The organism is Pseudomonas sp. CGJS7, assembly GCF_036961695.1.
In genome coordinates, this window is record NZ_JBAMDI010000019.1 from 78,956 (window position 1) to 90,367 (window position 11,412).

At 63.0% G+C, this 11,412-nt stretch carries 12 protein-coding genes and 1 tRNA gene; 8 read left to right on the forward strand and 5 right to left on the reverse strand.

Going from position 1 to position 11,412, the window contains the following annotated elements; translation table 11 throughout:
• Positions 1–213: 213 nt before the first annotated feature.
• Entirely contained in the window at positions 214–696 is a 483-nt protein-coding gene (locus V7787_RS14300; RefSeq protein ID WP_162490568.1) for a DUF1289 domain-containing protein, read from the forward strand.
• Positions 697–706: 10 nt separating this feature from the next.
• Here V7787_RS14300 and queD read toward each other — a convergent pair whose 3' ends face one another.
• A complete protein-coding gene (queD, locus tag V7787_RS14305; protein WP_003250327.1) occupies positions 707–1,063 on the reverse strand; it encodes a 6-carboxytetrahydropterin synthase QueD in 357 nt (118 codons plus the stop codon).
• A gap of 53 nt (positions 1,064–1,116) precedes the next feature.
• Complete coding sequence (locus V7787_RS14310) at positions 1,117–2,196, reverse strand: patatin-like phospholipase family protein (RefSeq protein ID WP_064493417.1); 1,080 nt, start codon at positions 2,194–2,196, stop codon at positions 1,117–1,119.
• A gap of 238 nt (positions 2,197–2,434) precedes the next feature.
• Between V7787_RS14310 and V7787_RS14315 the strand changes: the two genes are divergently transcribed.
• From V7787_RS14315 to V7787_RS14335, 5 genes are all read left to right on the forward strand, one after another.
• Positions 2,435–2,743, forward strand: a complete 309-nt coding sequence (locus tag V7787_RS14315) for a PepSY domain-containing protein (protein ID WP_010953306.1) — start codon at positions 2,435–2,437, stop codon at positions 2,741–2,743.
• On the forward strand, positions 2,743–3,057 hold the full coding sequence (locus V7787_RS14320) for a PepSY domain-containing protein (protein ID WP_003250344.1): 315 nt from the start codon (positions 2,743–2,745) through the stop codon (positions 3,055–3,057). The genes V7787_RS14315 and V7787_RS14320 overlap by 1 nt, the downstream gene beginning before the upstream one ends.
• A complete protein-coding gene (locus V7787_RS14325) occupies positions 3,058–3,726 on the forward strand; it encodes a response regulator transcription factor (RefSeq protein WP_010953307.1) in 669 nt (222 codons plus the stop codon). It begins immediately after the preceding gene.
• The gene (locus V7787_RS14330; protein ID WP_129932131.1) at positions 3,723–5,042 is read left to right on the forward strand and encodes an ATP-binding protein; all 1,320 of its coding nucleotides are present in this window, start codon (positions 3,723–3,725) and stop codon (positions 5,040–5,042) included. The genes V7787_RS14325 and V7787_RS14330 overlap by 4 nt, the downstream gene beginning before the upstream one ends.
• A gap of 282 nt (positions 5,043–5,324) precedes the next feature.
• Entirely contained in the window at positions 5,325–6,479 is a 1,155-nt protein-coding gene (locus tag V7787_RS14335) for an HPP family protein (RefSeq protein ID WP_336088549.1), read from the forward strand.
• On the opposite strand, the gene V7787_RS14340 is transcribed toward V7787_RS14335, so the two are convergent.
• The gene (locus V7787_RS14340) at positions 6,453–7,319 is read right to left on the reverse strand and encodes a LysR family transcriptional regulator (RefSeq protein WP_010953310.1); all 867 of its coding nucleotides are present in this window, start codon (positions 7,317–7,319) and stop codon (positions 6,453–6,455) included. The genes V7787_RS14335 and V7787_RS14340 overlap by 27 nt on opposite strands.
• Positions 7,320–7,499: 180 nt before the next feature.
• Here V7787_RS14340 and V7787_RS14345 point away from each other — a divergent pair, with 180 nt between their 5' ends.
• Complete coding sequence (locus tag V7787_RS14345; RefSeq protein ID WP_336088550.1) at positions 7,500–9,389, forward strand: propionyl-CoA synthetase; 1,890 nt, start codon at positions 7,500–7,502, stop codon at positions 9,387–9,389.
• A 146-nt stretch (positions 9,390–9,535) separates the two neighbouring features.
• Here V7787_RS14345 and zapE read toward each other — a convergent pair whose 3' ends face one another.
• Together zapE and V7787_RS14355 are read right to left on the reverse strand one after the other, a co-directional pair.
• Positions 9,536–10,606 carry a cell division protein ZapE gene (zapE, locus tag V7787_RS14350; RefSeq protein WP_049587571.1) on the reverse strand — a complete coding sequence of 357 codons (1,071 nt, stop codon included), beginning with the start codon at positions 10,604–10,606 and terminating at the stop codon, positions 9,536–9,538.
• Between the two features lie 132 nt (positions 10,607–10,738).
• Complete coding sequence (locus V7787_RS14355) at positions 10,739–10,981, reverse strand: hypothetical protein (protein WP_020193386.1); 243 nt, start codon at positions 10,979–10,981, stop codon at positions 10,739–10,741.
• Positions 10,982–11,240: 259 nt separating this feature from the next.
• Here V7787_RS14355 and V7787_RS14360 point away from each other — a divergent pair.
• Positions 11,241–11,315 (forward strand) — tRNA-Gln (locus V7787_RS14360).
• Positions 11,316–11,412: the final 97 nt, after the last annotated feature.

Below are 11,412 nucleotides of genomic sequence, written 5' to 3' on the forward strand. Positions count from 1 at the left end.
CATGGCCCGGGCCAACGCCGTTCTACCGGATCAACTGTGCTCGTGACGCTTTGAAAACAGCTTCCAACGGACATTGTTGCCTTTGAAAAGGCCGGGTGATTCTACGGTAAAAAAAGCCTGAAGGTAAGGCGGTGTTCATGACTTTAACGAGTGACCCTGGTTAGACAAAGGGCTAACATGTGCCTGTGTTCCATCGCCAAGCTGTTGTTTTTCATGTCCAACAAGTCCATCAAAACCCCTTGCGTCGGCCTGTGCTCCACGGTGTACGGAGACACGGTGTGCCGTGGCTGCAAGCGTTTTCACCACGAAGTGATCAACTGGAACGGCTACGACGACACGCAGAAGCGCGCCGTGTGGTTGCGCCTTGAGCAGCTGCTGGTGCAGGTGATGATGGCCAAGCTTGAGGTGTTCGACAAAGGCCTGCTGCGCCAGCAACTGGAGCAGCGCTCCATCCGCTTTGTCGAGCAGCAGTCGGCGTATTGCTGGGCTTACCAGCTGATTGCCCGCGGGGCGCGGATGATCCGTGACCTGGAGGCCTATGGCATGGTGTTGCTGCCGGAGTTCCGTGACTGGGAACTGCCCCAATTGCGCGATGCGATCGATCGCGAGTTCTTCCTGCTTTCAGAGGCGCACTACCAGCGCTACATCGCCCCCAGCTTCCTGCGCGATGCCATGGGCAGCGCGCAGGGCCAGTGAGCCGGGCGAATCAGTCGCCGGTGTATTCGCAACCGCTGGTGCAGGTTTCGTGGATGCGAACCTTGGACAGCTCCGGCATCAGCGGCTTGACCTGGTCCCAGATCCACTTGGCGATCACTTCGCTGGTGGGGTTTTCCAGCCCGGGGATGTCGTTCAGGTAGTTGTGGTCCAGCTGATCATAGATCGGCTTGAAGATCGCCTTGACCTCGGCGAAGTCGCGGATCCAGCCCGTGTGCGGGTCGAGCGGGCCGGTCAGGTGCAGTCCGACCTTGAACGAGTGGCCATGCAAACGGCCGCATTTGTGCCCTTCAGGGACGTGGGGCAGGCGGTGGGCCGATTCGAATGTGAATTCCTTGAAAATTTCCACGCTGTCATAACTCTGTGTGAATCAATAATGCGCGCAGTCTACCAGCATGGCCGCTACAAGGCTTGCAGGCGTTCATGCAGCCGCCCGGTGGCGGTCAGTTCCAGCAGTTCATCCCCCAGACGCTGGCTTTCGGCAATGGCCTTGTACCAATAGCGCTTGCGCCCTGGCGCATCGCCCATGAAGCGCTTGAAGTCGTTGCGGTCGGGCAGCTTGCCGTAGGGCAGGGCGGCCAGGTATTGCGGCGAAGGCGTCATCAGCAGCACGTTTTGCAGGCGGGTGGCATCGCCCTTGCGCCAGGGCAGGGCCTTGTCGAACCAGCCGGGTACCACCTTGTCGGTGAAGTGCGGGTACAGCACCAGGTCGTCGCCGCGATAGGGCAGGTCGAGGTGATAGTCGAGCAGGCCGCCGTCGCGGTAGGTGCCGGCGCCGGCGCCGGGGATGTCTTTCACGCCCTGCATGACCATCGGTATCGACCCGGAAGCGAGCAGGGCGTGGCGCAGGTTGGTCAAGTCCAGCGGCAGGTAGCGTGAGGGGAAGTCGGTCAGCGTGTCGAGCGGAGGCGCGGCGCGCCCATCGTGCAGAATGATGCGCTCGAAGTGACGGGCCAGGCGCGAACGGCCCAAAAGGTTACTGGCAACCACCGAGCCCAGGCCCAGCCCCAGGCGGCCGCGATGGTCGTGAGCGAGCTGGCCATGGCTTTTCACCACCAGGATGTTCAGGCGGTAGTGCGGGTTGGCCAGCAGCTGGCCGTCGCGGCCCTCCAGCAGGTCATCGAGCATGCGTTGGCAACTGCGGCTGATTTCGGCCGGGGTGACGCCCTTGGCGAAATCCTGCTCGGTGTATAGCTCGCCCAGGCGACGGATGCCGGCGACCGGGTCGTCGAGGCAGGCGCTGGCGAAGCGCCAGGCACCGATCGATGCGCCGATCAGGGCACGCTGACGGGGTGCCGAGGGTAGCCACTCGCCGAACAGCGCCAGGTCCAGGCCCTGGATGCCCAGCGGCTTCGGCCCACCCGCCGCGCCCGGCAATACCCCGACATCGGCCGCCAGCAGGCCACGCTCGCGGATGTGTCGCAAGGCACGCTGGCCGGCCTTGAAGGTGAGGGCGGGGTATTTGATGTGGATGGCGCTCATGGCGGGTCTCTTGGGCATAGGAGCAGCCTTGTGCTGCGAGGGGGCCATTACAGATAACACACCTGTAGGTGCCTGTATTGGCCCTTTCGCAGCGCAAGGCCGCACCTTGCACGGCGTCGAGTCGGGTTGGCGGCGTAACTGCGCTATCATGCCGCCAGCTGTTTTCAGGTTGAATTAAGGACCGCTGGTTAATCTTAACCCCGTAGACAACTTGCACAGTTCTCAGGAGAGAAGAACGATGAAAACCATGACTGCCCTGATCACCGCCGCTGCCCTCGCCCTGGGCGCCAATGCCGCCTTCGCCAAGGACGTTCAGCCTGACGAAGTGGTCAAACTGGTCAACGCCAAGACCATCAAGTCGCTGGACGAGCTCAAGGCCGCTGCCGTGGCCAAGCACCCAGGCGCCACCGTCACTGACTCGGAACTTGAAGACGAGTACGGCCGCTACATCTACAAGGTCGAGCTGCGTGATACGCAGAACGTCGAATGGGACGTCGACATGGATGCCAAGACCGGTGAGGTGCTCAAGGACGAACGAGACAGCTGATGATCCATGTATCCCGGACGGCACGTTACCTGGCGCTCTCGCTGCTTGCCGTCTGCTCCCTGGCTGTTGCCCGCGACCTGGACCAGGATGAAGCCCTGAAGCTCCGTCAGAAGGGCATCATCCTGCCGCTCGAACAGCTGCTCGAGACCGCCCTGGGGCGTCACCCCGGGGCGCGTCTGCTGGAAGCCGAGCTGGAAGAAGACGATGATCGCTATGAATATGAAGTCGAGTTGCTGACGACTGAAGGTGTGGTGCGCGAGATCAAGCTCGATGCCAGCACCGGCGCCCTGCTCAAAGACGAGGAAGATGACTGAATGCGCCTGTTGCTTGTCGAGGACAACGTACCGTTGGCCGATGAACTGACCGCCGGCCTGCAGCGCCAGGGCTATGCCGTGGACTGGCTGGCTGATGGCCGTGACGCGGTTTACCAGGGGCAAAGCGAGCCTTACGACCTGATCATCCTGGACCTCGGCCTGCCTGGCTTGCCCGGCCTGGACGTGCTGGCCCAGTGGCGTGCCGCTGGCCTGGCCACACCGGTATTGATCCTCACCGCCCGCGGCTCCTGGGCCGAGCGCATCGAAGGGCTGAAGGCCGGGGCTGACGATTACCTGAGCAAACCCTTCCACCCCGAAGAGCTGCAACTGCGCATCCAGGCGTTGCTGCGCCGCGCCCGGGGCCTGGCCAATCAGCCGAAGCTGGAAGCGGCCGGCCTGCACCTTGACGAAAGCCGTCAGTGCGTGAGCCGCGACGGGGTGGATGTGCAACTGACCGCCGCCGAGTTCCGCCTGCTGCGCTACTTCATGCTGCACCCGCAGCAGATCCTGTCCAAAAGCCACCTGGCCGAGCACCTCTACGACGGTGAAACCGAGCGCGACTCGAACGTGCTGGAGGTCCACGTCAACCATTTGCGCCGCAAGCTGGGCCGCAGTGTGATCGAAACCCGTCGCGGGCAAGGCTACATCTATGCCGGGAGCGGCGAGTGAAGTCGATCCAGGCGCGCCTGAGCCTGGGCCTGGTGGCGGTACTGGTGGTGGTCGGCGTGGTGCTGGCGCAACTGACCTTGTGGCTGTTCGAGGCCGGTCTGCAACGTTATCTGGAAAACGGCCTGCGCAACGAAAGCGAGAACCTTCTGGTGGCATTGGTGCGCGGGCCTTCGGGCCTACAGCTGGATGAGCGGCGCATCTCGGCTGCCTATCAGCGGCCGTTTTCCGGTTACTACTTCCGCATCGATTTCGACCAAGGTACCTGGAGGTCTCGTTCGCTGTGGGACCTGGACATGCCCAAGCCCGCAGCGCCCGGGCTTTCCGATAGCCATGAACTCGGCCCGGAAGGCCAGCAACTGCTGGCCCTGCGTGCCGACTACCGGCGCCTGGGCCAGGACATTTCGATCAGTGTGGCTCAGGACTATTCGCCGGTGCGCGAAGGTTTCCGACGCTTGCAGCAGATCGGCCTGGGCATGGGCCTGGTGGCGCTGATCCTGATTCTGGTGCTGCAGCGCATCACGGTTACCCGCTCGCTGCGGCCGCTGGAGCGGGCGCGCCAGCAGATCGCCCAACTGCAGCAGGGGCAGCGCTCGCAGCTGGATGCCGAGGTGCCCAGCGAGTTGGTACCGCTGGTGGGGCAGATCAACCACTTGCTTAGCCATACCGAAGACAGCCTGCGCCGTTCACGCAATGCCCTCGGTAACCTCGGCCATGCGCTGAAGACGCCGCTGGCGGTGCTGCTGAGCCTGGCTTCCAGTGAACGCCTGCAGGGTCTGCCGGAGGTGCGCGCGCAAATGCGCGAGCAGTTGCAGCAGATTCAGGAACGCCTGGCGCGCGAGCTGAACCGTGCGCGCCTGGCAGGGGATGCGCTGCCGGGCGCGCAGTTCGATTGTGATGCCGAACTGCCGGGGTTGCTCGGGACCTTGGGCATGATTCATGGCGAGGGCCTGCTGCTGGCAAGTGACGTGTCACCCGGGCTGTTGTTGCCATGGGACCGCGAGGACGTGCTGGAACTGTTGGGTAATCTGCTGGACAACGCCTGCAAGTGGGCTGACAGCGAGGTGCGCGTGGGTATCGCGTCGAACGCCGAGGGCTACCGGCTGTGGGTCGATGACGATGGCCCGGGTATTGCGCAAGACCAGCGGCAGCAGGTGCTGGAGCGAGGTTCACGGCTGGACGAGCAGGTGGCTGGGCATGGGCTGGGGTTGGGCATCGTGCGCGATATCGTCGACGCATGGGGTGGGCGACTGGCCTTGCTGGAGAGCCCGCTGGGCGGGTTGCGGGTGAGTATCGACCTGCCGCGCAAGGCTCGTTGATGCCGGGGCCGCTGTGCGGCCCATCGCGACACAAGGCCGCTCCCACAGGTGTACGCAATACCCTTTGGCCCTATCAGTACTGCAAAAAAATTGCAGTACAGCCGCAGTTTTTTGAATTAGCCCAAATTCCCCCCTCCCGGCAAAATCCCCCCACGAAACTCTGCGGTTTCCATCTCTCCACGGACGGAGCCCCTTGTGGTATTGCATGCGCAATACGAGGCCCAGGCCAACTCGGCTGGGCTTTCTTTTTAAACAGAAAAACCAAAGATCCCGATTGCCCAAATGTCTGCCTCGCGTTCCGAAAGTCGTCTGCAGCGGCTGTTGCCGGCCCCTCTCAACATCCCCCCAAAAGAATGGTTGCGTGCCGGTATCGGTGCGCTGCTTGGCCTGTTCCTCGCGGGCTGGCTGACCAGCCTGGCCTATGGCCCCAGCATCGCCCTGCACTTGCTCGGCCCGCTGGCTGCTTCGGCGGTACTGGTGTTTGCGGTGCATTCCGGCCCCTTGGCCCAACCTTGGCCGGTGTTGGGCAGCTACGCCCTGGCGGGTGCAGTGGGGCTGGCCATGCGCGAAGGCTTCGGCCCCGAGCTGTGGGTGGCTGCTGCGGCGCTCGGCATCTCGATCCTGGTCATGTGCCTGTTGCGCTGCCTGCACCCGCCGGGTGGCGGTGTGGCAGTGAGCGCGGTGCTGGCCGACCCGGGGTTGACCGCCCTGGGCGATCACCTGCTGGAGCCGGTGCTGCTCAATGCGTTGATCCTGGTGACAGTGGCAATCGCCTACAACCGTTTGACGGGGGTGCGCTACCCGAAAGGCGCGGTGCCACGCAAAGACCTGCACCACACCCATGACCCACTGCCCGGCGAGCGGGTCGGCATCCGCAGTGAAGACCTGGACCAGGCCCTGGAAGAGCTGGGCGAGTTCGTCGACGTCACCCGTGACGAGCTGGAGCGCATCATCCGCGCCACCGAGCAGCACGCCCTGCAGCGCAGCCTTGGCGGTATCACCGCGGCCTCGGTGATGTCCCGCGATGTGCAGTTCGCCACGCCTGATACCACACTGGAGCAGGCCTGGAAAATGCTCGCCAGCCATCACCTGAAAACCCTGCCTGTCCTGCAGCACGGCAAGCTTGTAGGCATCGTCAGCCTCAGCGACCTGGTTGGCCCGGCGATGCAGCGTGGGCGTTTCAGCTGGCGCGGTCTGTTCGGCCGCCAGGCGGTGCGCATGGCACAAGTGATGAGCAGGCGGGTTGTCAGTGTCAGCAGCCAGCACCCGTTGGAACGCCTGCTGCCCTTGTTGTGCGAACAAGGCCTGCACTGCTTGCCGGTGCTTGATGGCGACAAGCTGGTGGGGGTGATCACCCAGACCGACCTGATCGCCGGCCTCAAGCGTCAGTTGCTCAGCAAGACCGAGGCTTCAGATAACCGGGTCCCAGCGTTGTGACCAGTCGCTGGCGCCGGCAGCTACCAGCCGACGCAGGATCGCGAAGGCCTGTTGCAGGGCTTCGCTGTCACGTTTACGCGGGTACACCAGAAAGGTCGGGTAGGTGAACTCCGGTGCCTGCGGTACCCGCTCGAACACGCCGCTGTCCAGATAGGCCTGCACCACCCGCGTGCGGAAGTAGCCACTGCCACCTTGGTCGAGTATGAACTGCAGGGCCAACGGGCCAAGGTTGAAGCTTAGCGCCGGGCGCGCGCAGTCGGGCAGGGCCGCATCATGCTGGCGGCGGAAGGCCTCGCCCCAGTCGATGTAGATGTACGGCTCGGGCCGCTCGACCCGGCGCACGCGAATCAGCTTCTCTTCCATCAACTGCTCCACCTGCAGGCCTGGACCGTAGGTCGGCTGGTAGACCAGCGCGGCGTCCAGCAAGCCCATCTCGACCTTGCGCAGCAGCGACTCTCCATCGCTGACTTCGCTGCGGATGGCATGGCTGGGCAGTTCACGGTGCAGGGCACTTACCCAGTCGAGCATCATCGGGTTGCCCAGGCTCACCTCGCCGCCCACATGCAGCACCTGCTGGCAACCTTCAGGCAACGGCAGGTCGCGGCGCGCGGCTTCCCAGGTTTGCACCAACTGGTTGGCATAACTGACGAACGCTTCGCCATCGCTGGTCAGGCTGGCGCCGCTGCGGCTACGCACGAACAGCTGGCAACCCAGTTGCTGTTCCAGGCGCTGCACGCGCGCGGTGATCGCGGTTTGTGACACGAACAGGCGTTCGGCCGCGGCGACCAGGCTGCCGCAACGCACAATTTCCAGGAAGGTACGGGCCTGCTCGATGTCCATGGGCTGCTCGGTGGTTGAAGGGGAGGCCTATTCTAGAGGCTTTGCACCGTTATGGGGCGTAATTGCGTTGTCTGCAAATTTGCAGGTCGGTTGTGACTTTAGTCCCATGGCGGCGTGGGTATAGCGGTCCATACTCAAGTTTCGCCCTTCAATAACAACAAGTACCGGGTTTCTAACGACATGAGCTACCAGCACAGCTACGCCCATTCCATTTCCGACCCTGCCGCTTTCTGGGCGGAACAGGCCGCACACCTGGCCTGGCACCGCAAGCCTGCCCTGACCCTGCAAGCTAACGCCGACGGTACTCACCGCTGGTTCGCGGATGGCCGCCTGAACAGCTGTTACCTGGCCCTCGATCACCAGATCGAGCAGGGCCGGGGCGAGCAGTTGGCGCTGATCTACGATTCGCCAGTGACCGGCGTGCAGCAGACCTACACCTACAACCAGTTGCGCGACGAGGTGGCACGCCTGGCCGGTTTGCTGCGCCAGCTGGGGGTGAACAAGGGCGATGGCGTGATCATCTACATGCCCATGGTGCCGCAAGCGGCCATGGCGATGCTGGCCTGCGCGCGGATCGGCGCGGTGCATTCGGTCGTGTTCGGTGGCTTTGCCGCCAACGAGTTGGCCCTGCGCATCGATGACGCCCGGCCCACCTTGTTGCTGACGGCATCGTGCGGGCTGGAGTTCGACCGGGTCATTGCATACAAACCGCTGGTTGACCGTGCCCTGCAACTGGCCCGGCACCAGCCGCGCAATGTGCTGGTGCTGCAGCGGCCACAGGCGCACGCTGAACTGCTGCCAGGCCGCGACCTGGACTGGCAGGCGGCCTTGGCCGACGCCGAGCCGGTGGCGCCCGTCGAGCTTGATGCCGGCGACCCGCTGTACATCATGTATACCTCAGGCACCACCGGTAAGCCCAAGGGTATCGTCCGGGAAAACGGCGGCAATGCCGTGGCGCTGTGTTACGCCATGCGCCATATCTATGGCATGCAGGCCGGCGATGTGTGGTGGGGCATTTCCGACGTCGGTTGGGTGGTCGGTCATTCACTGATCGTCTACGGGCCGTTGATGAGCGGCTGTACCACGGTGTTCTACGAAGGCAAGCCAATCCGCACCCCGGATGCTTCGGCCTATTGGCGGGTGGTGGAGCAGTACCGGGTCAACGCGCTGTTCTGTGCACCTACGGCCATGCGCGCCATCCGCAAGGAAGACCCGGAGGGCGACCTGATTCGCAAACATGACCTCAGCTCGCTGCGGCAACTGTTCCTGGCGGGGGAAAAGCTGGATTCCAGCACCCATGAATGGCTGGAACGGGTGAGTGGCAAGCCGGTGCACGACCACTGGTGGCAGACCGAGACCGGCTGGCCGGTCACCGCGCCTTGCGTCGGGCTGGAGGGCAGCGCGGCGAAGCCAGGGTCGAGCAACCGCGCGGTGCCGGGTTACAACGTTCGTGTACTGGATGACGAAGGCCACTTGCTCGGGGCCAACCATCAGGGTTCGATCGTGATTGCCCTGCCATTGCCACCCGGTTGCAGTCAGACGCTGTGGGGGGATCACGAGCGCTACCTGCAGGCCTATCTGCGCACGTATCCGGGGTACTACCACACGGGTGACGGCGGCTATCTGGACGATGATGGCTTCGTCTACATCATGGGGCGCACCGATGATGTGATCAACGTTTCCGGTCATCGGTTGTCCACCGGCGAAATGGAAGACCTGGTCGCCCGGCACCCGGCGGTAGCGGAGTGTGCTGTGATCGGCGTGCATGACGAAATCAAGGGCCAGGTACCGCTGGCGCTGGTGGTACTCAAGGATGGCGAGAGCATTGCCGAGGCGCAGTTGCTGGTGGAGCTGGTGGGCAGCGTGCGCGAGGAAATTGGCCCGCTGGCCTGTTTCAATCGGGTACGGCTGGTGAAGCGCCTGCCCAAGACCCGTTCCGGCAAGATTCTGCGGGCGGTGCTGCGCAAGATTGCCGATGGGCAGGATTATGTGCCGCCTTCGACCCTGGATGACCCTGCAGTGCTGGGAGAGATCGAAGCGGTGCTGGCGGATTTGCCCAGGGCGGGTTGATGGTTTGACCACGATGGCCCTTTCGCGGGCGGGACGCGCAACGGTGGTTCGGCAGAGGCCGTGGACACACATTGGTGATTGGGCGCAGTCCAGGTCGTCGTAGGAGCGGGTTCACCCGCGAAAGGGCCGTTTCAGGCATTGCAGGCTCAGGGGGCAATCTGGTGCAGTTGCCCCAACCGGCTGCGGGTACGCATCAGGTCGGCCAGCGGGCCGCCCAGGCTCTCTTCCAGCGGACGTTTACCTATGACAATCACCCGCCGATCCTGGTCATACAGCACATCCACCAGATTGACGAAACGCTGCTGAGCCGCCAGCGAACACGCCGAGAGGTCATCCAGCCCATCGATCACCCACTCGTCATACTCCCTGGCCAGCACCAGGTAGTCGATGACCGCGGTGGCCTTCTCGCACAGATCGTCAAAGCCAAGCACCACCCGCCGGCCATCGATGGCCAGCGCCCGCAGCGGGCGCTTGTTCACGTCCAGTATCACCGGTTGTTCGTTCGGCACGTTCAGCGCCTGGCGCTGCGCCGCATCACCCGGCCAGACATAATGGCCCTGGGTAAAACGCTGATGCTCGCGGTTGGCCGGCAAGCTGCGAAAATCCGTGTCGCCACCGACTTCGAGCACGTGCATCGAGCTGTTGATCAGGCGAATGACCGGCAGAAAACGCTCGTGATACAGCGGGTTGGGCAACAGCCCTTCGGGCGCGTAGTTAGAGGTCACCAGCAGGTACACGCCACGGGCGAACAAGGCGTTGAACAGCCGGGTGAGCAGCATGGCATCGCCTATGTCATGCACGTGGAATTCGTCGAAGCACAGCACCCGGCAACCACCCACCAGCTCGTCCAGCGTTGCGCCCAGCGCGTCGTCCAGCGCCCGGTGGCGGTGCATGCCCTGGTGCAGGCGTGCAAAGAAATCATGAAAATGCAGGCGCAGCTTGGCGGCTATCGGCACGGCCTGGAAAAAGCCATCGAGCAGCCAGCTTTTACCCCGGCCGACCGAGCCGTACAGGTACAGACTGCGCGGTTGACCTTGTTCAAGCTGCGTCAGTTGTTCGGCCATGCAGTGGATTACCCGCCGCTGACCGTCACTCAGCTGATAACCGCGGCTGTGCGCCTTGTCCTCGAACCAGCCGAGCAGCTCGCTCTGTTGATTGGCGGTGCCGCGCAAGCGTTGGCCAAGCTGGCGCAGCGGGGTAGGGATCCAGGCAGACAAAAGCAACGCTCCTTGGGCGATGGCGGGGCAGCCTGCAGCTTGCCCGAGAGCGGCCATTTTGACTAATAGAGAAAGTGCCGGGCAATCATCACTTCTTGCGATAGGTCTGGCCGCCTCTTGTGCCTGTGCGGGCTATGCCTTTCGCTCCAGCTGGCGCTCGATCATGTACTTCACCGCCAGGCGACGCTCCTTGAGGTGGCGCAGGTCTTCATCGACGAAGTTACCGGCCGATATCGATTCGGCAGCCAGCACCTGGTTGTCGATGTCCACGTACTCGTCCAGCAGGCGATCCAGCGCCTTGTCCTGCTGGCGGCGCTGCTGGACGATTTCGCGCGGGTAGTGCAGGTCCTGGTAGAGGTCGTGAGAGACAGGCATGGGGTCCTCCTTGGTCAATGCAATGGGCTTATCTGATTGGAAGTGCGGAATGCGATTGTGTTGAAGCGAGGCGGGCTGAAACCGACGGACGGTCGCTGCACCAACACCGAAATGACTAACTCGCTGTTTTTTGGCAATTTTTTTTATCAGGGGGGTTCACAGACCGAAAGTTTGTTGTTAAAGTGCCGCGCATTCCAAGACAACAACCCAGTTGTCACTCAGTTGGAATTGTCAGAGCAGCAAATGCTGCATCCGATACAGGGGCGTCGCCAAGCGGTAAGGCAGCAGGTTTTGATCCTGCCATGCGTTGGTTCGAATCCAGCCGCCCCTGCCATTTTTCAAGATTCAAACGTATTCAACCCGGTGCCAGGAAAGATGAGCACTGGGTTTTCGCGTTTTTGCGATTTTGCGCGCCTCCGCGCCTCCTGAGC

What these genes read in the sequence shown, in the direction of transcription:
- V7787_RS14320 (WP_003250344.1), top strand. Translation starts at nt 2,743, where the DNA reads ATGATCCATGTATCCCGGACGGCACGTTACCTGGCGCTCTCGCTGCTT.
- V7787_RS14355 (WP_020193386.1), bottom strand. Translation starts at nt 10,981, where the DNA reads ATGCCTGTCTCTCACGACCTCTACCAGGACCTGCACTACCCGCGCGAA.
- V7787_RS14345 (WP_336088550.1), top strand. Translation starts at nt 7,500, where the DNA reads ATGAGCTACCAGCACAGCTACGCCCATTCCATTTCCGACCCTGCCGCT.
- V7787_RS14335 (WP_336088549.1), top strand. Translation starts at nt 5,325, where the DNA reads ATGTCTGCCTCGCGTTCCGAAAGTCGTCTGCAGCGGCTGTTGCCGGCC.
- V7787_RS14325 (WP_010953307.1), top strand. Translation starts at nt 3,058, where the DNA reads ATGCGCCTGTTGCTTGTCGAGGACAACGTACCGTTGGCCGATGAACTG.
- V7787_RS14310 (WP_064493417.1), bottom strand. Translation starts at nt 2,196, where the DNA reads ATGAGCGCCATCCACATCAAATACCCCGCCCTCACCTTCAAGGCCGGC.
- V7787_RS14340 (WP_010953310.1), bottom strand. Translation starts at nt 7,319, where the DNA reads ATGGACATCGAGCAGGCCCGTACCTTCCTGGAAATTGTGCGTTGCGGC.
- V7787_RS14300 (WP_162490568.1), top strand. Translation starts at nt 214, where the DNA reads ATGTCCAACAAGTCCATCAAAACCCCTTGCGTCGGCCTGTGCTCCACG.
- V7787_RS14315 (WP_010953306.1), top strand. Translation starts at nt 2,435, where the DNA reads ATGAAAACCATGACTGCCCTGATCACCGCCGCTGCCCTCGCCCTGGGC.